Source organism: Labrenzia sp. CP4 (assembly GCF_001579905.1).
Classification (GTDB): Bacteria; Pseudomonadota; Alphaproteobacteria; order Rhizobiales; family Stappiaceae; genus Roseibium; species Roseibium algicola.
Genome location: NZ_CP011927.1, coordinates 172,409 through 196,049 on the forward strand (window position 1 = coordinate 172,409; position 23,641 = coordinate 196,049).

The 23,641-nt window shown below is 58.3% G+C and carries 21 protein-coding genes; 16 read left to right on the plus strand and 5 right to left on the minus strand.

The window, feature by feature from the left end:
- The first annotated feature begins 4 nt into the window (after positions 1 to 4).
- The 9 genes from hemJ to ACP90_RS00860 all read left to right on the plus strand — a co-directional run bounded on the left by hemJ (position 5) and on the right by ACP90_RS00860 (position 10,103).
- Positions 5 to 433, plus strand: a complete 429-nt coding sequence (gene hemJ / locus ACP90_RS00820) for a protoporphyrinogen oxidase HemJ (RefSeq protein WP_062486008.1) — start codon at positions 5 to 7, stop codon at positions 431 to 433.
- A 299-nt stretch (positions 434 to 732) separates the two neighbouring features.
- On the plus strand, positions 733 to 1,998 hold the full coding sequence (gene rho, locus ACP90_RS00825) for a transcription termination factor Rho (protein ID WP_023002463.1): 1,266 nt from the start codon (positions 733 to 735) through the stop codon (positions 1,996 to 1,998).
- A 132-nt stretch (positions 1,999 to 2,130) separates the two neighbouring features.
- Positions 2,131 to 2,712 (plus strand): GNAT family N-acetyltransferase, encoded by a 582-nt coding sequence (locus ACP90_RS00830; RefSeq protein ID WP_062486011.1) that lies wholly within the window; start codon positions 2,131 to 2,133, stop codon positions 2,710 to 2,712.
- A 64-nt stretch (positions 2,713 to 2,776) separates the two neighbouring features.
- Complete coding sequence (locus tag ACP90_RS00835; protein ID WP_062486014.1) at positions 2,777 to 3,346, plus strand: GNAT family N-acetyltransferase; 570 nt, start codon at positions 2,777 to 2,779, stop codon at positions 3,344 to 3,346.
- A gap of 710 nt (positions 3,347 to 4,056) precedes the next feature.
- Positions 4,057 to 5,406, plus strand: coding sequence for a tRNA uridine-5-carboxymethylaminomethyl(34) synthesis GTPase MnmE (mnmE, locus tag ACP90_RS00840; protein WP_062486017.1), 1,350 nt, complete (start codon positions 4,057 to 4,059; stop codon positions 5,404 to 5,406).
- A 298-nt stretch (positions 5,407 to 5,704) separates the two neighbouring features.
- Positions 5,705 to 7,591: a tRNA uridine-5-carboxymethylaminomethyl(34) synthesis enzyme MnmG gene (gene mnmG / locus ACP90_RS00845; RefSeq protein ID WP_062486020.1), complete on the plus strand. Its 1,887-nt coding sequence runs from the start codon at positions 5,705 to 5,707 to the stop codon at positions 7,589 to 7,591.
- A 14-nt stretch (positions 7,592 to 7,605) separates the two neighbouring features.
- Positions 7,606 to 8,247: a 16S rRNA (guanine(527)-N(7))-methyltransferase RsmG gene (gene rsmG, locus ACP90_RS00850; RefSeq protein ID WP_031269986.1), complete on the plus strand. Its 642-nt coding sequence runs from the start codon at positions 7,606 to 7,608 to the stop codon at positions 8,245 to 8,247.
- Between the two features lie 19 nt (positions 8,248 to 8,266).
- Positions 8,267 to 9,091 (plus strand): ParA family protein, encoded by an 825-nt coding sequence (locus tag ACP90_RS00855; RefSeq protein ID WP_023002468.1) that lies wholly within the window; start codon positions 8,267 to 8,269, stop codon positions 9,089 to 9,091.
- Positions 9,092 to 9,197: 106 nt separating this feature from the next.
- Positions 9,198 to 10,103 (plus strand): ParB/RepB/Spo0J family partition protein, encoded by a 906-nt coding sequence (locus tag ACP90_RS00860; protein WP_062486024.1) that lies wholly within the window; start codon positions 9,198 to 9,200, stop codon positions 10,101 to 10,103.
- Positions 10,104 to 10,361: 258 nt separating this feature from the next.
- Here the strand turns inward: ACP90_RS00860 and holA are convergent, their stop codons facing one another.
- From holA to ACP90_RS00880, 4 genes are all read right to left on the minus strand, one after another.
- On the minus strand, positions 10,362 to 11,402 hold the full coding sequence (holA, locus tag ACP90_RS00865) for a DNA polymerase III subunit delta (protein WP_055660240.1): 1,041 nt from the start codon (positions 11,400 to 11,402) through the stop codon (positions 10,362 to 10,364).
- Between the two features lie 24 nt (positions 11,403 to 11,426).
- The gene (locus ACP90_RS00870; RefSeq protein ID WP_031269989.1) at positions 11,427 to 12,002 is read right to left on the minus strand and encodes a hypothetical protein; all 576 of its coding nucleotides are present in this window, start codon (positions 12,000 to 12,002) and stop codon (positions 11,427 to 11,429) included.
- Positions 11,989 to 14,610: a leucine--tRNA ligase gene (leuS, locus tag ACP90_RS00875; protein ID WP_062491227.1), complete on the minus strand. Its 2,622-nt coding sequence runs from the start codon at positions 14,608 to 14,610 to the stop codon at positions 11,989 to 11,991. Before leuS ends, ACP90_RS00870 begins: the two co-directional genes overlap by 14 nt.
- Positions 14,611 to 14,762: 152 nt before the next feature.
- On the minus strand, positions 14,763 to 15,470 hold the full coding sequence (locus ACP90_RS00880) for a transporter substrate-binding domain-containing protein (protein ID WP_062486027.1): 708 nt from the start codon (positions 15,468 to 15,470) through the stop codon (positions 14,763 to 14,765).
- Positions 15,471 to 15,727: 257 nt separating this feature from the next.
- On the opposite strand from ACP90_RS00880, the gene ACP90_RS00885 reads away from it, so the two are divergent.
- Both ACP90_RS00885 and ACP90_RS00890 read left to right on the plus strand, forming a co-directional pair.
- Positions 15,728 to 16,399 (plus strand): YggS family pyridoxal phosphate-dependent enzyme, encoded by a 672-nt coding sequence (locus ACP90_RS00885; RefSeq protein WP_062486030.1) that lies wholly within the window; start codon positions 15,728 to 15,730, stop codon positions 16,397 to 16,399.
- Between the two features lie 417 nt (positions 16,400 to 16,816).
- Entirely contained in the window at positions 16,817 to 17,047 is a 231-nt protein-coding gene (locus ACP90_RS00890) for a hypothetical protein (protein ID WP_023002475.1), read from the plus strand.
- Between the two features lie 159 nt (positions 17,048 to 17,206).
- On the opposite strand, the gene ACP90_RS00895 is transcribed toward ACP90_RS00890, so the two are convergent.
- A complete protein-coding gene (locus ACP90_RS00895; protein WP_062486033.1) occupies positions 17,207 to 18,646 on the minus strand; it encodes a TrkH family potassium uptake protein in 1,440 nt (479 codons plus the stop codon).
- Positions 18,647 to 18,898: 252 nt separating this feature from the next.
- On the opposite strand from ACP90_RS00895, the gene dctP reads away from it, so the two are divergent.
- The 5 genes from dctP (at position 18,899) to ACP90_RS00920 (ending at position 23,438) form a co-directional block, all read left to right on the plus strand.
- Complete coding sequence (gene dctP / locus ACP90_RS00900) at positions 18,899 to 19,891, plus strand: TRAP transporter substrate-binding protein DctP (protein WP_023002477.1); 993 nt, start codon at positions 18,899 to 18,901, stop codon at positions 19,889 to 19,891.
- Positions 19,892 to 20,040: 149 nt separating this feature from the next.
- A complete protein-coding gene (locus ACP90_RS00905; RefSeq protein WP_023014458.1) occupies positions 20,041 to 20,535 on the plus strand; it encodes a TRAP transporter small permease in 495 nt (164 codons plus the stop codon).
- A complete protein-coding gene (locus tag ACP90_RS00910; RefSeq protein WP_023002479.1) occupies positions 20,532 to 21,806 on the plus strand; it encodes a TRAP transporter large permease in 1,275 nt (424 codons plus the stop codon). Before ACP90_RS00905 ends, ACP90_RS00910 begins: the two co-directional genes overlap by 4 nt.
- A gap of 10 nt (positions 21,807 to 21,816) precedes the next feature.
- A complete protein-coding gene (locus tag ACP90_RS00915) occupies positions 21,817 to 22,689 on the plus strand; it encodes an isocitrate lyase/PEP mutase family protein (protein WP_023002480.1) in 873 nt (290 codons plus the stop codon).
- Positions 22,690 to 22,823: 134 nt separating this feature from the next.
- Positions 22,824 to 23,438, plus strand: a complete 615-nt coding sequence (locus ACP90_RS00920) for an exopolysaccharide biosynthesis protein (protein ID WP_023002481.1) — start codon at positions 22,824 to 22,826, stop codon at positions 23,436 to 23,438.
- Positions 23,439 to 23,641 lie beyond the last annotated feature (203 nt).

Below are 23,641 nucleotides of genomic sequence, written 5' to 3' on the forward strand. Positions count from 1 at the left end.
GCGCATGGATCTGTTTCTCTGGATCAAGGCGCTCCACGTCATCTCGATCATCGCGTGGATGGCCGGCATGCTCTATCTGCCGCGGCTGTTCGTCTACCATGCGGCCACGGAAATCGGGTCGGAACAGTCCGAGACCTTCAAGATCATGGAACGGCGGCTGCTGAAGGCCATCATCAATCCGGCCATGATCGCCTCCTGGGGGTTTGGCCTGTGGCTCGCCTGGGAACTGCAGGCCTGGCAGGACGGGTGGTTCCACGTCAAGTTCACGTTTGTCCTGATCATGTCCGGTGTTCACGGCCATCTCAGCAGCTGTGTGAAGAAATTCGCCCGCGACGAGAACAAAAGGTCGCAGCGTTACTACCGGATACTCAACGAAGTTCCGACTGTCCTGATGATCGGGATCGTCATCTTCGTCATCGTCAAACCGTTTTAAGCGGCACGAAACAGGCAATAGAGACAGCCGCAGACATGCGGCCGTCATTTTCACCTTTCGAATTCTAAGTGTGGCCTAAAAAACCGGCAGAATTCCGGGCTTGCGCTTTATTGCAAATCAACGTATCTTTCGCGCATCTTCATACGGCACAGTGTTCGTTTTCAATCGCTCCGCAGTCGCCGTACAATCTGGACACGCCTAAAAGTCTCTCAGATATCTTCTGGCCGACCCATCCATCCGGCGCAGAACGACCTTTCCAAACCTAAATCCATAACAACACAAAAAAAGACCCCAACTCGATGCGGGAAATGAAACTCAAAGACCTAAAAGAAAAAACACCGACAGAGCTGCTCCAGACTGCTGAGGAGCTTGAAGTCGAAAACGCCAGCACCATGCGCAAGCAGGAGCTGATGTTCGCCATCCTGAAGAACCTAGCTGCTCAGGATGTGGAGATTATCGGCGAAGGCGTCGTTGAAGTCCTTCAGGACGGCTTCGGCTTTCTCCGGTCTCCGGATGCGAACTATCTGCCGGGCCCGGACGACATTTACGTCTCGCCCTCGCAGATCCGCCGCTTTTCGCTGCGGACAGGGGACACCGTTGAAGGCCAGATCCGCAGCCCCAAAGAGGGCGAACGGTATTTTGCCCTTCTCAAAGTCAACACCATCAATTTCGAGGATCCGGAAAAGGCCCGGCACAAGGTTCACTTCGACAACCTGACGCCGCTTTATCCGGATGAACGTTTCCGGATGGAGATCGAAGATCCGACCATAAAGGATCTCTCCTCCCGCGTTATCGACCTGGTAGCACCCCTCGGCAAAGGCCAGCGTGCGCTGATCACCGCGCCGCCGCGCACAGGTAAAACGGTGTTCCTGCAGAACATCGCGAAGTCCATCACCACCAATCATCCGGAATGCTATCTGATCGTTCTTCTGATCGACGAACGTCCGGAAGAAGTGACCGACATGCAGCGTACGGTCGACGGCGAAGTGGTTTCCTCCACGTTCGACGAACCGGCTGCCCGCCACGTGCAGGTTGCCGAAATGGTGATCGAGAAGGCCAAGCGCCTGACCGAACATGGCCGGGACGTCGTCATCCTGCTGGACTCCATCACGCGTCTGGGACGTGCGTACAACACCGTCGTTCCGTCTTCAGGCAAGGTGCTGACCGGTGGTGTGGATGCCAACGCCCTGCAGCGGCCGAAGCGCTTCTTCGGTGCGGCCCGTAACATTGAAGAGGGTGGCTCGCTGACGATCATCGCGACTGCACTGATCGATACCGGCAGCCGCATGGACGAAGTCATCTTCGAAGAGTTCAAGGGCACGGGTAACTCCGAAATCATCCTGGACCGCAAGATCTCCGACAAGCGTGTTTACCCGGCCATCGATATCCAGCGCTCCGGTACGCGTAAGGAAGAGCTTCTGGTACCGGCCGAACGTCTCAAGAAGACCTTCGTGCTGCGCCGGATCCTCAACCCGATGGGGACGGTGGATGCGATCGAGTTCCTGCTCGACAAGCTCAAGCAGACCAAGTCGAACGACGATTTCTTCGACAGCATGAACACTTGATCCCAAACGGATCGGGTTCTATTCAAAGGCGCGGCCCGCGAGGGTTCGCGCCTTTACTTTTTGTTAAGAATTAAGCACCCCGCCACCGTGTTTCACGTGAATCCTGCCTTTTGTTGAATCGGACCCGTTCTGATGCCTGAAGCTTCGTTCCTGTTAGAGACTGACCGGCTCCTGCTTCGTCCATGGAAGGATGAAGACCTGGACCCGTTTGCCAGGCTCTGTGCCGACCCCGAGGTGATGAGATTTTTCCCTGAGGTGCTGACGCGGGAGAAGTCAGACTTGCTGGTTGCGCGGTGCCGGGAAAAGACGGTGAAGGACGGTTTCAGCATGGCGCCGATTGAAATCAAGGAGACGGGAGAATTTCTCGGCTTTGTCGGTTTGAACGTTCCGTCCTATGCGGCGCCCCTGCCATTCGAGCCATGTGTCGAAATCGGCTGGCGCCTGAAGCGGACTGCCTGGGGGAAGGGCTATGCAGGCGAGGCTGCGCGGGAGTGGCTTCGATTCGGTTTTGAAACCATCGGTCTTGAAGAGATCGTGGCTTTCACCATCCCGGACAATCTGCCGTCGCAAAGGGTCATGGAAAAGATCGGCATGACACGTGACAAGGATGGGGACTTTCTTCACCCCAGTCTTCCGGCTGATCATCCGATCGCAAAGCATGTGCTCTATCGCCTCAAGAAGACGGATTGGATGTCCGGCCCGAAGCAAGTCTGACTTCTGTTCCGGTGTGTTGATCAGATTCACGTGAAACAGACCTGCATCGCCTAAAGTTCAGACAATGAGAAACACCTTCAAGATTGAAACCGAACGGTTGGTGCTGCGCTGTTGGGCGGAAGCGCATGTTGACCCCTGTGTGCAACTTTGCGCCGACCCGGTGGTGATGCGGTACTTTCCCGATGTGCTGACCCGTGATCGGACCTTGAAGCTGATCGGGATGTTTAGGGACTGTTTTGAAAAGCACGGTGTTTTTTACGCACCGATTGAACTGAAGGCGTCAGGCGAGTTCATCGGCTTTGCCGGACTTGATGTGCACGATGAAGAGGCGCTGCCGATTGGTGGCTGTGTCGATATCGGTTGGAGGCTCAAGCGGTCAGCATGGGGCCGGGGGTTTGCTAGCGAAGCTGCTCGCGCCTGGCTTCGATTCGGCTTTGAAACCATTGGCTACGAAGAGATTGTTGCCTTCACTGTGCCTGACAACATTCCTTCGCAGAAGGTCATGACACGAATTGGCATGACGCACGATGAGAGGGGTGACTTCCAGCACCCGAAGCTTCCAGAGGGACACGCCTTCAAGCGGCACCTGCTCTACAGGATGACGTATGACGATTGGCAGATGCGGACTGGGTAAGGGTTTATCCGAGCCGGAGATAAACCCGAGCAAAGATTCACGTGAAACAGAAACAGGTTCATGCTGGGGTCGGAATCTGTTTCACGTGAATCCGTCACGTTGAATCGGCTCCGATCCGACAGACGAAGTTTTCACCTGAGGTGAGTGTTTCTTTCTCACATTTCTTGCGGGCCACATTCGAACCCGACGTCATGCCTGATTGCAGTGGCTGGACCAGAGGACGACGGAGAAATACCGGAAGCGGTGTTTCACGTGAATCCCCTGTTTTGAATCGGCTCCGAACTCATCGCCTACTGTTGTGTTCAGGAGCTTAACCGCCTCCACTTACATCGTGTGACGACATGGGTGAAAGACCTCGATCTTCAGGCTTCGAACAGATTGTGAGGTTGTGACGTAGTCTCCCCAAATGAAATGCAATTCCCTCATCCCGTGTGTTTCCGTCCTGGAGCCGATTTGAAGGAGGAGCAGGACCTGTCGGCGGCTGAGTACACTCTGGCCAGAGCTGTGTGTGAAGCACGAGAACCGCGCCTGAGGGGAAAGCCGCTCCTGTTCAGGGCCAGGTATTTTCTGACAATTGATTCACGTGAAACAGATTGCCGTCTCGCCAGCAACTTCGATTCGGCGGCGGAATGGCGAGGCTTGTTCTTTTCCGCGGTGACGAGAGTTGATAAAGAGGCGGTCCACGACCCGACCACGAACCGGAAGACACCATGGCTGACACGATCTTTGCGCTCTCCAGCGGAGCTGTGCCTTCGGGCGTTGCGGTGATCCGAGTGTCTGGTCCAGGTACCAGGGAGATTGTTGAGACGCTGGCTGGCAAGGTGCCACAGCCGCGGAAGACGATGCTGGCAAAGCTCCGGGATCCGGAAACGAAGGACGTTCTCGATGAGGCCCTGGTACTCTACTTTGAAGGACCTTCCAGCTTCACCGGAGAGGACGTTGCCGAGTTCCAATGCCATGGTGGACGTGCCGTGGTCTCAAGCCTTCTGTCCGTACTTTCCCGGTTTTCCAATTGCCGTCCGGCCGAGGCAGGGGAGTTCACGCGCCGCGCTTTTGATCGTGGCCGCATGGACCTGACGGAAGTCGAGGGCCTGGCAGATCTCATCGCCGCAGAGACCGAGAGCCAGCGCAAGCAGGCAGTCCGTCAGATGGGTGGAGCCCTCGGCAAGCTCTATGACGACTGGAGAAAGCGTCTCATCCATATGCGCGCAATGATCGAGGCAGACTTCGATTTCGCCGATGAAGAGGATGTTCCTGGCAGCGTTGCCGATGAAGTCTGGGCGGAAGCAACCCAGCTGCATTACGAGATTGCAGATCATCTTGAGAAATCCCGCAGCGGCGAGCGTCTACGGTCCGGCTTGCAGGTGGTGCTGATGGGGGCGCCCAACGCCGGCAAGTCCAGTCTCCTGAATGCCATCGCAGGACGGGAGGTCGCTATCGTCACGGAAGAAGCCGGAACGACCCGGGACGTGATCGAGGTTCATCTGGATCTTTCAGGGTATCCCGTGACGCTTGTCGATACCGCCGGCCTCCGGAAGACGGAGGGTGTGGTTGAGAAGGAAGGCATACGCCGGGCAGAGGAACGGGGCCGAGGAGCTGACCTCATCCTGTGGGCGGTGGAGCCTGGTGGGGTGGAACAGGACGATGTCGTCGCCGGCCTTCCGGAAGACCTTCGCCGTAGTGTGCCTGTCTGGACCGTACGAACAAAGGCTGATCTTGAGACTCTTCCGGAACAAAACTCTTCCGGAACGATCCAGGAAATTGCTTGTTCCAGCAAAAGTGCCGAAGGTATGAACCCGCTTTTTTCCCGGCTTACCCGTTTTGCCGAGGAAACGATATCTGTCGGCGAAGCACCACTGGCCACCCGGGAACGGCACCGTCACTATCTGAAAGATTGTCTGTCCGGCCTGAGAGCTGCCGTGGATATGGTGCACCTGCCGGCGGAATTGCGCGCGGAAGACCTTCGCCGGGCTGCGGATGCTCTCGGGCGGATCACCGGGAGGATCGATGTCGAGGATTTGCTCGATGTGATCTTCCGGGATTTCTGTATCGGGAAATGACCTGTTTCACGTGAATCATCTCAGGCGAACTGCGGATCGATTCTCTACCGGAACATGTTTCACGTGAATCATTTTCTCTGCCGTAGGTGCTAAATGACCTGTGCCACCAGACGATTTGCCTGCTGACCGGAATTCCGCTTTGACCTTCAGTTGCGTCACACGTATAAGTCTCGGCGAACAAGTGCCGGTTTGCGCGGCCTGTGATAGTCTGGCCTAGGCCGGAGAAAGATCCCGAAAACCGAACCGGAAAAACCCGGACCCGAGGCTCTGCTGTCGGGTTTCGTGAGCGGTAGAGACTATGAACGAACTGGACCTGACATTCGATGTGGTGGTGATTGGTGGCGGTCATGCCGGCTGTGAAGCTGCAGCGGCATCGGCACGTGCTGGCGCCGCGACCGCTCTGGTCACGCATCGCTTCGATACCATCGGTGTGATGTCCTGTAACCCTGCCATCGGTGGTCTGGGGAAGGGGCACCTCGTTCGCGAGATCGATGCGCTTGATGGATTGATGGGGCGTGTTGCCGACAAGGGCGGGATCCAGTTCCGCATGCTTAACCGGCGCAAGGGACCAGCGGTGCGTGGTCCGCGTGCGCAGGCAGACCGCAAGCTCTACCGGGAAGCGATGCAGCGTGAGATTGCCGCTGTCGAAGGTCTGAGCGTCGTTGAAGGCGAAGCCCACAAGATCCGGTTTGCGGGTGACAGCGAGAAACGTTCTGTTTCGGGTATCGAACTTGCCGATGGCCGGGTGATCAACTGCCGCGCCATCGTGCTGACGAGCGGTACGTTTCTCCGAGGCCTCATTCATATCGGCGACAAGAAGATACCCGCGGGACGCTCCGGCGAAGCACCGGCACTCGGGCTGTCTGAATCATTGGAGGAAATCGGCTTCGATCTTGGGCGTCTCAAGACAGGTACGCCCGCACGGCTGGACGGCCGGACGATCCACTGGGACAGGCTGGAAGAGCAGCCGGGCGATGACGACCCGATTCCGTTTTCCACCCTGACAGACAGGATCGAGACACCTCAGATCCCGTGCCACATCACACGCACGACGCCAGAGACCCATCGCATCATTCGTGAGAACCTTTCTCGCTCTGCTATGTATTCAGGCGAGATCAAGGGGCGGGGGCCACGCTATTGTCCATCCATCGAAGACAAGATCGTTCGCTTCGGCGACAGGGACGGGCACCAGATTTTCCTGGAGCCGGAAGGACTGGACGATCACACCGTCTATCCGAACGGCATTTCTACATCGTTGCCGGAAGATGCGCAGATAGCGTTTCTGAAGACCATTCCGGGTCTGGAAGATGTGGTGGTACTGCAGCCGGGTTACGCGATCGAATATGACCATGTCGACCCGCGCGAGCTGCGTCCGACACTGGAAGCCAAGCGGTGCTCGGGTCTTTACCTGGCCGGCCAGATCAACGGTACGACCGGGTATGAGGAAGCTGGGGCACAGGGTCTTGTGGCCGGGCTCAACGCCGCTCTGAAGGCTGCCGGCAAGGCGCCGTTCGTGGTTGACCGGTCCGAGGGATATATCGGTGTCATGATCGATGACCTGATCACCAGGGGCATCACCGAACCCTATCGGATGTTCACGTCGCGAGCAGAGTACCGGTTGTCCCTGCGGGCGGATAATGCCGACCAGCGCCTGACTCCTTTGGGTATCGCTATTGGGTGCGTATCCACCACACGTAGAGAAGCCTTTGAAGACAAGATGGCCAGGATCGCCACCGCGCGGGGACTTCTGACGAGACTGACCGTGACGCCTTCCGAAGCTCAGAAGAAGGGCCTGCCTGTAAACCAGGACGGCATTCGCCGGTCTGCCTTCGATCTGCTGTCCTATCCCAATGTCACCTTCGAGGGCCTGACGGACATCTGGCCCGAACTGAAGGATATTGATCCGGCGATCGCTGAGCAGGTTGCGACAGATGCGCTTTATGCCGTTTACCTCGATCGTCAGATGGCAGATATCGAAGCCTTGAAACGCGATGAAGCCTTGTCGATCCCGGATGGTTTCGACTACAAAGCGATCATTGGTCTTTCCAATGAAGTACGCCAGAAACTGATCGACATTCGTCCGGCCACTCTTGGCCAGGCTTCTCGCATGGATGGCATGACACCCGCCGCGCTCACGCTGATCCTGTCGCATCTGAAGCGCCAAAGCCAGAAAGGGGCTGCCTGATGGGCCGCCCGGTGATGTTGAATACCTCTGGACAGGTTGTGCATAAGTTTGGGGATGTTTCACGTGAAACGTTGGATAGACTCCAGATCTACGTCGACCTCGTTCTGAAATGGCAGCCTGCGCAAAATCTCATTGCACCGTCGACCATCCCGGATATCTGGACCCGTCACGTGGCCGATAGCCTGCAAACCCAGTGGTGTTATCCGGAAGCAAGGACCTGGGTTGATATCGGCAGCGGCGGCGGGTTTCCCGGTGTGGTGACCGCAATCCTGCTCGCCGATGAGCCGGACGCACATGTGCACATGATCGAGAGCAACCAGCGCAAGGTGGCATTTCTCAGAACGGCCTTGAGGGAGACAGGGTCCAAGGGGACAGTGCATCCTGGCCGGATCGAATCGGTTGCGAAAGATTGGAAGCATGGTCAGGTGGACGCTGTTTCTGCGCGCGCCTTGGCGTCGCTGGATCTGCTTTTTCAGCTTTCAGAGCCGTTTACGGCAGCCGGCGCAAAGGCTGTTTTCCACAAAGGTCAGGATTTTCAGCGAGAAGTTAACGAAGCTACTGCCCGTTGGCAGTTCGACATGATAGAAAAAGACAGTCTTGTTGATCCAATGAGCCGGATGCTTCTTTTCTCGAATATTTCAGCCCGGCCGGAGTAGCCAGGAAGGTGTTGTAGCAATGAGCATGCTTCCCGAAATGCCGCGCGTTCTCGCGCTAGCGAATCAGAAGGGCGGGGTGGGCAAAACCACGACCGCCATTAACCTCGGCACGGCGCTTGCGGCGATTGGCGAAAAAGTTCTGGTGATTGACCTCGACCCGCAGGGTAACGCTTCAACGGGTCTGGGTATCGAACATCGTGACCGTGGTCTGTCGACGTATGAAGTCCTGAGTGGTGACTGCTCCCTTGCAGAGGCCGTTCGCGAAACGGCGGTGCAACGTCTATGGGTGGCGCCGTCCACAATGGATCTGCTAGGCCTCGAGCTGGAAATCGCCTCCACGGGTGACCGGGCGTTCCGCCTGCGCAGTGCCATCGAAAACCTGACCCATTCGCGTCTGTTCCAGGAGATCGGCTTTACCTACGTGCTGGTCGACTGTCCGCCGTCACTGAACCTGCTGACGATCAATGCCTTGTCTGCGTCGCACTCCATCCTGGTGCCGCTGCAATGCGAGTTCTTCGCGCTTGAAGGCCTCAGCCAGCTGCTCAGCACGGTTGAGCAGGTCAAGAACGCGCTTAATCCTGAACTCAGCATCCATGGCATCGTTCTGACCATGTATGACAGCCGCAACAACCTCTCCAGCCAGGTGGTCGCCGATGTGCGCGAAACCATGGGTGACGCGGTTTATGAAACGATTATTCCGCGCAACGTTCGCATTTCGGAAGCTCCGTCCTATGGTAAGCCGGCGCTGCTTTACGATTTGAAATGCGCCGGCAGCCAGGCCTATCTGCGGCTTGCGTCTGAAATCATCCAGCGTGAGCGCGAACTGCGACGCGTCGCGGCATAAAGCCCGATCGATTCGGCTCCGTTTTGGCGAGCCTTGATGCATGGCGGCGAAGAGGCACAGTCGCCATGCTATATCCTATTGAAATATAAGAAGAAAAAGGTGCGGTATGGCGGAAAGAGACGTCAAGAACAAGCGTTTGGGCCGTGGTTTGGCGGCGCTGATCGGGGATTCGGCTCCCGAAGCGGCCGCACCGCCGGAAAAGATCATTCGCGACTCCCGCAGGGTACCGATCGAACATCTGGAGCCCAACCCGCGCAACCCGCGCAAAACCTTCACCGAGAAAGACCTGGCGGATCTTTCCGAGTCGCTGAAGGCAAAAGGCATCGTCCAGCCGATCCTTGTACGTCCGGCAGCAGGGAAGGCCAATCGTTTCGAGATCATCGCCGGCGAACGCCGTTGGCGGGCCGCACAGCGGGCCGGGCTGCACGAAGCACCGATTATCATTCGGGACGTGACCGATCAGGAAGCGCTTGAGCTCGCCATTATCGAGAACGTCCAGCGTGCCGATCTCAATCCGATCGAAGAAGCGATGGGTTATGAGCAGCTTACCGCCGAGTTCAGCTACAGCCAGGGTGAACTCGCCAAGGTGATCGGCAAGAGCCGTAGCCACGTGGCCAACACCATGCGCCTGCTGAAGCTGCCGAATTCGGTAAAGGACTATCTGCACGAAGGCCTGCTCACGGCCGGCCACGCCCGGGCGCTGATCACCATCGATGACCCGAGTGCACTTGCCGATCTGATCGTCGAAAAAGGCCTCAGCGTCCGCGAGACCGAAAAGATCGCCCAGGACCCGGATGCTCTCGCCAAACTGATGGGCCAGAAGACCCCGACCGAGAAGGCCCCGAAGGACGCCGACACCAAGGCTCTGGAAAAGCGCCTCACCGACACGCTCGGTCTGAAAGTCACCGTCGGCCACAAGCCGGGCAAGGAATCGGGCGACCTGAAAATCAAGTACACGTCGCTGGAACAGCTCGACGAGATCTGCAAGAAGCTGGGCGTTGAGACGCGCTAAAATATTGAATTTATTTTAAATTTTAGAGCCGGAGCGATTATTGCTCCGGCTTTTTTGTTTTGATTTTGCCAGCCTGTAATCCCAACATTCCTCATCCCGAGGACTGTCATCAGGCCCGTCTCGCAGAATGGCCGACATGTCCCGGTGGTTGCCGCCCATCCTTCGAGACAGCGCTTGCGCGCTTCCTCAGGATGAGGGAGGCGTGTGAGCGAACGCCAAGAATACAGGGAGACTCAGGGAGAGGAGCAGGTAAGCTCGTTAGCGCCGCTGTTGTCGCGCTCTGGCGGCTCTGCCGAGCTTCAGGAGGGCTTCGGAGAGGACGGGTACACCAAGGGCATCGTTGAGGCGGGAAATGCGTGTAGCCTCGCTCAGAATGTCCATGGCGCGTTCCAGATCCGTCAGGGACCAGATCCGCAGCTGCTGGGTGAATTTCGGCTTGCGGGAGAAGAAGATAGGCGGTCGCTGTCCATCGACGACGGCCTGAGCGTTTTTGCCCTGTTCGATATCGATTCGCATCCGGTGCAAATGTTGAAAATGCTTCAATGTCTGGTTGGCGATCACCGAGGCCTTGGAGCCGGCTTCCGCAAGCCGTTCCAGCCCGTGGTCCAGCAAGGCAAGGTCTCCCGATGCTGCAGCATCAATCAGCTCCGACATTTCGAAGGCGGATGCATCGCCGATGATAGCCTCGACATCCTCGCTGTCGATCCGGCCCTTGTTGAGGGCATAGAGGCAGAGTTTTTTCAGCTCACCGCGGCTGGCCATGCGATCACCGCCCAGCAGGCTGTGCAGTGCTGCCCGGGCTTCCCGGGTAACCGAAAGACCGGCTTCGCGGGTTTCCTCGTCGATCAACTGGTCGATGCCCCGGTCGTTGTCGGCATAACAAGGCAGCGCAACGGCGCGTTTGTGCGGTTCGATCAGCTTTCTGAGGCCGACGCCCTTCTTGATGTCGCCGCCCTCAAGGACCACCAGCGTCTGCCAGTCGTCCAGCTTCAGAACGGGTTCGACTGCAGGATTGAGATTGCGGGAGGAAGCATCCTTCACCCAGACGATCCTGCGACCACCAAAAAGCGGAACGGTCAGAACTTCGTCGATCAGCCGATTCGGATCCGAACCGAGATCGGACGCATCAAGCTTGACCAGATTGAACGGATCGCTTTCGCCTTCGGAGGCCTTGTTGACGAGGCGGGTGGCGCGTTCCGATACAAGTCCGGTATCCGGACCGAAGATCAGGACAACGCCGCCAGCCTCCGGGGGATTGGCGACGAAACGGTCAATCTCCGCGGCTTTGAGGACGGTCACGGCCGTTTGCCTCCGGGGTCAGTGTTACGACTGGCTGGCGAAATAGCCGGCAATCCGGGCTGCGATATCGTCAGCAACTGCCTTGGCAACACGTTCCTGCGCATCACGATAGGCACGGGTGTTGGCAAAGCGCTGGTTGGAGAAGTCGTAGGAAGCGGATTTGAACGCCCGGCCGGTCATCAGGGTCTCGTCGGTCGCCAGATCGCTCAGGACGAAGGTCGAGTTCATCGTGGTCGTGTAGGCGGAAGGCACGTCGGAGAACTGTTCAACACCGACTTCCGAGCTGCCGATGTCCATCAACACCTTGAGACGATATTTCTTGGCACCCGAGCCGGCCCCACGTTCGAACCGGTAGGTCAGTTCATTGTAGAGAACACGCGATGCATCGTCGTTGGCGTACTGGCTGGAGATGGATTCCAGGTCGATCGCCGCAAGTTCCGCCGCCACGGGAGAAGGCTGGGAACCGAAGTCGCCCGTGCTGCTGCCGTAAAGCGGGCGGACCTGACATCCGCCCAGAGCCATGGCAGCTGCCAGTCCGGCGCAAAGGGCAGCGCGCCGCAAGGCGCCGCTGCTCTGGAAGAGGTTGTTAAACAACGACATTCACGATCCTTTGCGGTACCACGATGATCTTCTTCGGCGCCTTGCCTTCAAGAGCCTTCTTGACTGCGTCGAGGGCCAAGGTAGCCGCTTCGACCTCGTCTTTGGAAGCCTCTTTTGCAATCGTCAGTTCACCGCGTTTCTTTCCGTTGATCTGGATCGGGTAGGTAACGGTGTCGTCGGACAGCAGGGCCTCGTCGGCCTGCGGCCAGCTTGCTTCCGAAATCAGATTGTCGTGGCCGAGTGCAGACCAGCATTCTTCTGCCAGGTGCGGCATCATCGGAGCCATCATCTGCACGAGGTAGTCGGCTGCTTCACGTACGGCATATTCGGTGCCGGCATCGGCGTCGCCTTCGTTGAAGACCTTGCTGATGGTGTTGACCAGCTCATAGAGGCGGGCCACGGCCCTGTTGAAGCCGAGGCCTTCCAGATCGGCGGAAACGGCCGCCAGGGTCTTGTGGCTGGCCCGGCGCAGATCAAGCGCCTTGCCGTCAACTTCCGGTGCCTTGCCGCCACGAGGTTCGATCTTGTCGGCAATGTCGCCGATCAGGCGCCAGACGCGCTGGACAAAACGCCAGGCACCCTGCACGCCGTCCTCGGTCCAGATCACGTCCCGCTCCGGCGGGCTGTCGGACAGCATGAACCAGCGGGCGGTATCGGCGCCGTAGGTGTCGATGATGTCGGTCGGATCGACAGTGTTCTTTTTCGACTTCGACATCTTCTCGATGGAGCCGATGGCAACGTCCTCACCGGTTTCGACAAGAACCGCGCGGCGCTTGCCGTCGACATCCTCGATACGGATCTCGGACGGGGCAATCCAGCGCCCGTTCGCACCTTCGCCGACGCGATAGGTCTCGTGGGTGACCATGCCCTGTGTAAACAGGCCCTTGAACGGCTCCTTCAGATCAAGCGCACCGACCTTCTGCATCGCCCGTGTGAAGAAACGGGAATAGAGCAGGTGCAGGATGGCATGCTCGATACCGCCGATATACTGGTCCACCGGCAGCCAGCCGTTGGCGGCTTCCGGGTCGGTCGGCTGATCGCAGTCCGGCGCCGTGAAGCGGGCGAAGTACCAGGAACTGTCCACGAAGGTGTCCATGGTGTCGGATTCGCGGCGGGCAGGCTTGCCGCATTTCGGGCAGGACGTGTTGCGCCAGGTCGGGTGACGGTCGAGCGGATTACCGGGCTTGTCGAAGTTGATGTCGTCCGGCAGCTGGACCGGCAGGTTCTCGTCCTTCTCCGGTACCACACCGCAATCGTCGCAATGAATGACCGGGATCGGGCAGCCCCAGTAGCGCTGACGCGAAATGCCCCAGTCGCGCAGGCGGTAATTCACCTGGCGTTCTGCCTGGGATGCGCCGTCGACGGTGATCTCTTCCAGCTTCTTCGCCACTGCTTCCTTGGCGTCCGGAATGGAAAGGCCGTTGAGGAAGTCGGAGTTGAAGATGGTGCCGTCGTCGGTGAAAGCCTCGTCGGCTACATCAAAGGTTGCCGGATCGGCATCCTTCGGCAGTACCACGGGCGTGACAGGCAGGCCGTATTTGCGGGCGAAGTCCAGGTCGCGCTGGTCATGTGCCGGGCAGGCAAAGATGGCACCGGTGCCATAGTCCATCAGGATGAAGTTGGCGACATATACCGGCAGCTCGATGGAGGCATCCAGCGGGTGCTTGACGCGCAGACCGGTATCGAGGCCTTTTTTCTCTGCCTTTTCAATTGCTTCTTCGGATGTACCGACCCGACGGCACTCTTCGATGAAGGCTTTCAGCTCCGGATTGCTTTCCGCCAGCTTGGTCGAGATCGGATGATCCGGCGACAGGCCCATGAAGGACGCACCGAACAGCGTGTCCGGACGGGTGGTGAAGATTTCCAGCGTCTTGTCGCCGGTGGGTGCAGCCTCGGTGAACTCGAAGCGCACACGCAGGCCTTCGGAGCGGCCGATCCAGTTCTTCTGCATCAGGCGCACCTTGTCCGGCCAGCGGTCGAGCGTGTCGATCGCCTCCAGCAGGTCTTCCGAGTAATCGGAAATCTTGAAGAACCATTGGGTCAACTCGCGCTGCTCAACAAGAGCGCCGGAGCGCCAGCCGCGACCGTCGATTACCTGTTCGTTGGCCAGAACCGTCATGTCGACCGGGTCCCAGTTGACCTTGGCGTTCTTGCGGTAGACGAGGCCGGCCTCCAGGAACTTCAGGAAAAGCCGCTGCTGCTGGGTGTAATAGGCGACGTCGCAAGTCGCGAATTCCCGGCTCCAGTCCAGAGACAGGCCCATGATCTTGAGCTGGTCGCGCATGGTGGCGATGTTTTCGTAGGTCCAGTCCTTGGGATGAACCTTGTTCTGCATAGCCGCGTTTTCCGCCGGCATGCCGAAAGCGTCCCAGCCCATCGGATGCAGGACGTTGAAGCCCTTGGCGCGCTTGTAACGGGCAACAACATCGCCCATGGCGTAGTTGCGCACATGGCCCATGTGGATGCGGCCGGACGGATAGGGGAACATTTCAAGGACATAGTATTTGTCGCGGGGATCGTCGTTGTGGGTGACGAAGACGTCCTTGTCGTTCCAGACCTTTTGCCAGCGCGCTTCGACTTCGCGCGCATTGTACCGTTCCGTTGCCATCAAATGTGCCGTTTGTTCTTGCCGCCGGATCCGGCGGATTTCCTGAAAGATTGACTGCCGGACTGTCACCAGAAATCGTGTCCGGGGTCAACATGTGAGAAGAGATTGATCTTGCAGATGCCTGTTTATTTCGCAACGCCGCATTCGTAAAGCTATCGGATGGCCGCTTCCGGCGTTGTTTCGGGATCAGGCGGGCTTGAAGCTTCCCAGATTTCCAACAGGCGCCGTCCGTCCGGGTGTTTCCTGCTGAACATGGGATACATGGGCACTTCCAGGAAGGTCGGGGAGTGAACGAGCAGGCTTGCTTCATCACCCAGGAACACGGCCTTCCGGATCATGCCGACTTCCGTGCTCTCCATATAGACATCGGCCCGTTCGTGCAGAAGCATCGACCAGGCAAGCTGTTCCGTCGACACATATTCAACAGTTACACCCGCAGCCTCCAGCATGTCTTCATACCAGTAGTTTCTGACCGCAACCACGGAGAGCCCTTCCTTGCGAAGATCATCGAAGCTCAGTGGCCCGATGCCGTCCGGAAACCGGTCTTTCTTGTAAAAATGTACGTAGGTTGCCAGTCCGACGGGTCGTTCGGGAAAATAGAATTCCTCGCTTCGTTCATCCGTGTAGGACCAGGAAAAGGTTGCGGCGTAAGTCCCGTTCCTGACCATCTGGTACGATCGCTGCCAGGGCAGAAAGTCGAATTTCGCCTGATGCCCGGCTTTTTCGATTACGCGCCTGACGATCTGGGTGTGGCTTCCGAAGCCCGGTGACTTCGCGCCAATAAAAGGCGGCCATTCGCCAACCGCGAACGTGAAGGTTTCACTCCGCGATGCAGGAACGTACAGAAAGCAGCACAACATCAGTATGCAGATAAATGAACCGAGTTGCCTCACACCGGGCCCTCCATCTTCATTTGATGCAAGCGGCGAGACACTATCGGCAAACCTCTAGGAAAAGGTGAACCTGATTGAATACCTGGCGTGAAAATTCACCGGCTGTGCAGTCACGCCAGGTTGCTTGGGTCTTTGCAAAGACCACTTGAGATCGAGGGGCGACCGGGCCTATGAGAAGGAACGCGCGATCCGGCAGAGCACCTTACAATTTGAAGGACCAACTGATGACCTCCGCAGCAGACCGACTGGCAAACGTCCAGGCAGATATCAGAAGTGCCGAAGCCGAGTTTGGCAGGCCGGTGGGGTCGGTAACGTTGATTGCGGTTTCCAAGACCTTCGAAGCGGACGAGATCCGCCCGGTGCTTGAGGCAGGTCAGCAGGTTTTCGGCGAAAACAGGGTGCAGGAAGCCATGCACAAGTGGCCGGGGCTTCGCGAGGACTTTGATGGCATCGAATTGCATCTGATCGGCCCGCTGCAATCCAACAAGGCCAAGGAAGCGGTCACGACCTTTGATGTCGTCCATACGGTTGACCGGCCGAAAATCGCAAGGGCACTGAAAGCCGAGATGGAAAAGCAGGGCAGGGATCTGCCGTGTTTCATTCAGGTAAACACGGGTGAAGAGCCCCAGAAGGCAGGCATCGCACCGAAGGATGTCGATGCCTTCGTGAAAGAGTGCAAGGAAGATGTCGGGCTCAACATTGTCGGCCTGATGTGCATTCCGCCGGTCGACGAAGCACCGGGCGAACATTTCGCGCTTCTGGAAAAAATCGCCGCCCGCAATGGTCTTGAGCAGCTTTCCATGGGCATGTCTTCCGACTATCCGGTCGCGGTCGGCTTTGGGGCCACGCATGTGCGTGTCGGATCCGCCATCTTCGGCTCGCGCGACTACACCTGATCAAAGCCTGCCGTTTCAGGGAACGGCAATCAGACCGGGATTGGCATTGCTTCGGTTTGCAGGACTGGTCGCGAACCGAAGCATGGATAGCCGTTTCAACCAGTTTGTTTCGAATTTATAAATAAAATCAAATAGATATTCAGACTGGTTTTTCCAGCGGAAGCCCCAGAACTGCCTAAAATCGTTAAAAATGACGGTAGTTTGACCGACCTGTGGCTGATCCCCATGGCGGAACACAACATTGCCGCGAAGGTTTCAAAGAGCTGCCCTTTGCCGGTCGCGATCGGCCCGCAGTGTTTGTCTCGTTCCGGTTCGACGGGTCGCAGGGGCCTGGCGAACGGACGGAACGACAGGTGAGCCCAAAGCCGAATGGCACACGGGACACCTGACAAGACCCAAACCATTGGAGGTCATATCATGTCCAAACGTCTTACTGCTGCTCTTCTGATCGGTGCCTTTACCGCGTCTTCCGCAGCTCTTGCCCAGGGCATGTCGTTCGAGGCGGTGGATCTCGATCAGGACGGTTATGTCAGCTTCGAGGAAATCGCGGCAGCCGTCCCGACCCTTTCCGAAGATGCATTCAACGCGGCTGACAGCAATCAGGACAGCCTTCTGGATCCGGAAGAGTTCTCCTCCGTCCAGCCGTAACCGGGCTTCGGGCAATCAAACCCCCCGTCGGCTGCGTCAGCAGCCAGATTGCCCGAACAAGACCACCGTCGGTAAGGTCACGCCGGCGGTGGTTTTCCGTTTTGAAGGGGATTTGCGAACTTTACTCGAACAATTGAGCCAATCCGGCCGGGCCAGGCTTCAGTCCAGCCAGAAATCCGGCGTCAGGAGCAGGATACCTGCCAGGATTTCCAGTCGACCGAGGATCATCTGAACCGCCAGGAACCATTTGGCGAGATCCGGCAGGGACTGGAACGTACCGGACGGACCAATCGTATCGCCAACGCCGGGACCGACATTCGCAAGGGCTGTGATGGAGGCGCTGAGCGCCGTCTCGAGATCAAGACCGAGCATCATGTAGACCAGCGAAAACGCTGCAAAAGCGCCTGCATAAAGAACGGCGAAGACAAGTACACCTTCCAGAACCGGATTTGACACGGCCCGGCCCTGGTATTTCGGCTCGACCACCCGGTGTGGTCGGATCATCCGTCGGAACAGGCCCTGGATGTAACTGCCCAGAATTGCGATCCGGAACATCTTGAAGCCTCCGGACGTGGAGCCGCTGCAGCCGCCGAAGAACGTCAGCACGAAGAAAATCGCGATCACGGGCGGACCGAACTGCAGGTAGTCGTTGGCGGCATAGCCGGTGGTGGTGATCACCGAAACCACGTTGAAGACCGCGAATGTGAACATCTGGAACGGCGTGTCATGTCCGATGAACCGCTCGAACAGGAACACGCTGATCGAAGCTGCGGCGACAATGGCAAGCAGCAGCATGATCTGGACGTCTTTTACCCAATGCCGTCGCTCGATGCTCCGGATCAGATAGAGGAACGGCACGGCGGATCCCAGCATGAACACCGAGGCGACCCAGTAAACGGCGAGGCCGTCGAATTGGCCGAAGGACTGGTCGGACGTGGAGAAGCCTCCCGTCGAGACGGTGGTCATGGAATGGATCACCGCTTCGAAAAAGGTCATTCCACACAGCAGGTAGAGCGTGGCGCAGGCAATCGACAGTCCGGCATAAAGGGCCAGGAGCCGGTAGACGAATGGGCCGACATGACCATAGGGCTTGCTGGTATTTTCAGACGATTCCAGCGCGAAGAGCTGGCTGCCACCAACGCGCAAACCCGGCAGAAGCCAGATCCCGATAGCAACCACGCCAATGCCGCCAACCCATTGCAGCAAGGCTCGCCACAGCAAAATACCCGGCGGCAACGTATCGAGACCCGTCAGGACTGTTGAACCGGTTGTGGTCAGGCCGGAGGCGGTCTCGAAGAAGGCGTCTGTGAAGCTGATGCCGAGGCCGCTGAAGTAGAAGGGAACGGCGCCGGCGAAGGAGAAGGTGAACCAGGCGGCGTTGACGAACAGGATCGCTTCGCGAAAGTGGCTCGGCGGCTGTTCTCCCTGGAAAGCCATGGTCATGAGCAAGCCCGCGGTACCAAGAACCAGGGCCGATACCAGAAAGACCTGCCAGTCCGAGTTTCTGGCGAACACATCCGCGATACCCGGAACGATCATCAGAACTGAAATCAGGATGAGCAATCGTCCGATTGGCAAAGCAATGGCGCGATAATTCATAGACTGGACGTCCGCAACGGTCGGCTGTCAGGACAGCAGGCGTGTGTGTCAAAAGACTGTCGTTATCTGCCTGTGCACCGCAAAAAGCAAGGCCAACGGAATTTGAGCCTGCCAATCGCCTGGAATGACCGGCAGGGTGGCTGGCCTGCGGGCGATCGGCAAAACTGCTTCTAAAACACACCTATACGCCAGTTCATGTTGACCGGACCGGGAGGCTTTGCCAGAGTGATTTCATAAATTTGGGAGGAAAACATGAAAGTACTTTCCTGGGCGCTTGGCGCGGCAATGGCGCTTGGCCTGGCAGCCGGTTCGGCACAAGCAGCAGACACAACCTTGCGCATTTCGCTGCAATTGCCTCTGACGAGCCACCTCGGCCAGAATCTGCAGCTTTTCAAGGAAGAAGTAGAGAAAAACTCCAACGGCGACATTGCCGTGGAGATCTACGATTCCGCTCAGCTCTACAAGGACAACGAAGTTCCGGCAGCCGTCGGCAGCGGCTCCATTGAAATGGGCGTTGCGTCGCTGACGCGTTATGTCGGCGACATTCCTGCCGTCGACGTTTTCTATCAGCCGTTCCTGTTCGACACGGAAGAAAAGGTTCGTGCAGCCGTAGCCAAGGGATCTCCCGTGCGCGGACCGCTGGATGAGGCAATCGCGGAAACCGGTTCCACTGTTCTGTGGTGGCAGGCTTATGGCGGCTCCATCATGCTGTCCAATGGCGGACCGCTGAAAACCCCGGAAGATCTGAAAGGCAAGAAGGTTCGCGTCTTCGGCAAGACGCTTGGCGATTTTGTCACGGTTGCCGGCGGTGCGCCGACGCTGATTTCCGGTTCCGAACAGTATCTGGCCTACCAGCGCGGCACCGTGGACATCGGCATGACCGGCGTTTCCGGCGTGAAATCCCGCAAGCTCTGGGAAGTCATGGACACGATCACCGTGACCAACAACGCGGATATCGAGTTCATCGTCGTGGTGAACACCGATTTCTGGAACGGCCTGCCGGATGAGCACAAGAAGATCATCGAGGCTGCTGCCCTCAAGGCGGAAGCCGATGTGCGGGATCGGATGTCCCAGATCGAAGCCGAAGCTTACGAGATTTCGGAACAGAACGGCATGACCATCTACACGCCGACCGCAGAAGAAATGACTGCCTGGAAAAGCGTAAGCCAGCCGGTCTACGACAACTTCGTCGAAAAAGCGGGCCCCCTCGGCAAGCAGGTTCTCGAAGCCGCTCAGAAATTCTGACGGTCCGCGGATCCTGAACGACGGAAGCGGCCGCGGCCATGCTGGCCGCTTCCAGTCACGGATGCCGGAGTTCCGGTGTCTTTTCGCGGTCGGGTTTCACCGGCCGTCTTTTCCCGGCCTTGCCGATTGCTCGATCGACAGATGGTTTCATGAAAGCCTTCTATTTTCTTCTTCAGGCCTTTGCCTGGATCGCCGCGCTGCTGTTCGTCGCCGTGGGCTGCATGCTCACGTATGAAGTTCTGGCCCGGTATCTTTTCGTTGCACCGACCATCTGGGCGTCGGAGTTGTCTCAGCTGTGCCTGATCTGGGGCACCATGCTTGCCATGCCATGGCTGTTAAAAGCCGGTCGGCACATTGCGGTTGATGCGCTGACAGACCAGCTAAGCCCGGGCTGGCGCCGCGCCTGCCATGTGGTTGCCATGGGCTTTGTTGCGGTGTTCAGCATCCTGGTCGCCTGGAAGGGGGGCGGGATCTTCTACGATTCCTTCGAGCGAGGCCGCACCTCGGGCTCCATGCTGGACCTTCCCATGTGGATCTCCGAATTGTCCGTTCCGGTCGGGTTTGCACTTCTGTTCGTGCAGGCCCTCATTGAACTGGGCCAGAAGCCCAAGTCGGGCGATCATGAAGCGGTGGTGATGGAATGACGACAGTTCTCATTCTCGCTTCGCTGTTCACCTTGTTGCTGATCCGCGTGCCGGTGGCGTTCGCGCTGGGCGGTCTCGGCCTTGGAATGCTCATTCTCGGTGGTTTCTCGCCGCTGATGGCGCCCCAAGCGATCCTGTCGACGCTGGATGGCTTCATTCTTCTGGCGGTACCGCTGTTCCTGCTGATGTCCAACATCCTGCTGAAAGGCGGGGTCGGGCGGGATCTCTTTGCCGCCGTTCATGCCTGGGTCGGTCACTGGCCGGGTGGACTGGCCGTCGCGACCATCCTGTCCTGCGCCATTTTCGCAGCCATTTCCGGATCGTCGGTGGCAACGGCCGCCACCATCGGAACAGTTGCGATCCCGGAAATGATCCAGCGCGGCTATGAGCGGAAATTCGTCTACGGCCTGCTTGCTGCCGGTGGCACGCTCGGCATTCTGATCCCGCCGTCTATCCCGATGATCGTCTATGGCTTCGTTACCGAACAGTCGGTGATCGCGCTGTTCCTGGCGGGTGTTGGCCCGGGCCTTATGCTTGTGGTGTTCTTCATCGTTTTTTCCATGGTCTATGCCCGCTGGTTCGGCGGCTACACGCCGGAGCCGGCGTCAAGCTGGGACGAGCGGATGCGGGCAACTGTGCGGGCATTTCCCTCGATCCTGTTGGCGCTTGTTGTTATCGGCGCCATCTACAGCGGCGCGGCGACACCAACGGAAGCTGCAGCTATCGGCTTTGCCGTGGCGCTTCTGATTACCGGGCCCATCCTGCGTACGCTTACCTGGCAAGGTCTGAAGGAAGCGGCGTTCGATGCCATGGTGACGACCGTTGCCATCGTCTTGATCATCGCCGGGGCCAAGGTGTTCGGCAAGGCGATCACGCTTTACCGGATCCCGCAGGATATCTCGGTCTTCATCGGCCAGACCATCGATACGCCGCTCGCATTCATCATCGTGGTGTCGATCGTGCTTCTGATCATGGGGCTGGTGTTCGAGGCGCTGTCCATGGTGTTGATCATGACGCCCGTGCTGCTGCCGGCAGCCATGGCATTGGGCTTCGATCCGATCTGGTTCGGCGTCTATATGGTCGTCATGGTGGAATGCGCCCTGATCACACCGCCGGTCGGGCTCAATCTCTATGTCATCCAGTCAGTCGCGCGATCGAAACTGTCCGACGTCTCCCGTGGCGTGCTGCCATTCCTGGTGATTATGTTGATTTCGGTCGCGATCCTGTATGTCTGGACCGATCTCGCGCTCTATCTGCCATTCAAGTTCTGAGGTTTTTGTCATGCCGTCACCGGCAGCTACCCTTCGCGCGCTGCTGGAGCAGCCGAAACTTCACGTCATGCCTTGCTGTTATGATGCCTTGTCCGCCAAGCTGATCGAGCAGGCAGGGTTCGATCTCACCTTCATGTCCGGCTTTGCCGCCTCCGCATCGCGGATCGGGCAGCCGGATCTGGGGCTGATGTCCTATGGCGAAGTGCTCGATCAGGCGCGTAACATCACCGATGCGGTCCGGATTCCGCTGCTGGCGGATGGCGACACAGGTTACGGAAATGCCATGAACGTGCGCCGGACCGTGACCGGCATGGCCAAGGCAGGCGCTGCGGCCGTGATGATCGAGGACCAGGTGGCTCCGAAACGCTGCGGTCACACGCCTGGCAAGGCGGTCGTTTCCCGCGAGGAAGCCTTTGACCGGATCCGGGCGGCGCAGGATGCCAAGGAGGCAGGGGCCGATATCCTGATCCTTGCCCGGACCGATGCCCGTCATGAGCACGGCCTTGCCGAGGCAATTGCCCGGGCGGCAAAGTTCAAGGAACTCGGCGCTGATATCCTGTTTGTCGAGGCGCCCAAGACGGTTGCCGAAATGCAGGAAATCTGCCGGGAACTGCCGGGCCCGAAGATGGCCAACATCGTGGAAGGCGGCGAAACTCCCGACCTTTCGCATGAAGAGCTTCGGGACATCGGATACGCCATTGCCGCCTATCCGTTGACCCTGATGGCCAGCGCCATGAAGGCAATGGTGGCGACGTTGCAGCAGCTGAAGAGCGACCAGGATCGAACACCGGATCTCATGGACTTCAAGGAGCTGCGGGACCGGATCGGCTTCAACGACTATTATGAGGTTTCGGCCAAATACGAGACATCCAAGCGGGATTGATGCGGCCGGACTGTCCGGAACCCGGTCGTTCTGCCGAACTGCAAAATACGCCAACCCGTGCTACTCGGCGTTGGATTTATTGCAGATGGAATGTTAGACCCTGCGCGACTCAGAAGCTGTAACGGAAATCTTGAATGCAGGGCGAAAGACGCCGAAGACCTTCGCTGTCGCTGCCGATCCTGCGGACATCGCGCGACCAGCACCGGGACGGCACACTGACGCTCGGCAATTTGCTGTTGGCGCTGGGCGAGACGTCGTTCGGTTGGGCGATTGTGCTGTTTTCCCTGCTGACGCTTCTGCCGTTGCCTCCCGGCTCCTCGCTCGTCACTGGTCTGCCTGTGCTCGTCACCACGTTCCAGATGGTGCTCGGCTTTCCGCATGTGAAACTGCCCAGGCCGCTTGCACGCCTGTCGCTCAATCACAACAAGCTGCGGCGAACGATGGTGCGCCTGCGTCCCGTCACAATGCGGCTGGAGCGCGTGCTGGCCCACCGGTACGAAGGTCTGTTTGCACGAAAACATGAGCGCTTGCTCGGGCTTGCGTTGTTCGTCATTGCTTTCACGTTGTTTCTGCCAGTGCCGCTCAGCGGCTGGTTTCCGGCGGTCGCGCTGTTCATCGCCGGCGTCGGCATTGTCGAGCGCGACGGACTTGTCGTCATCTTCGGTCTGCTGCTGGGTCTGGCCGCGGTGCTGCTCACCATCGCCATCCTGACGTCGATTGCGATCAGCACGCAAGCGTTCATGGCGTGAGCGGAAAACAAGGTGTTCGACAAGACGAAACGGCATGGATCCCATGGTCGAGCCACGAGATCACGGGGTAGAGACAGAAATCCGGATCAAGGAAAACGGGAATTTCCGCCGCTTCCTTGACTCTTGCCCGGGTTTCGGGCATATCCCCGCGAACTCCATATGAGTGATTGAAATTTCGATCCGCCGACCGGGACCCGCAAAGG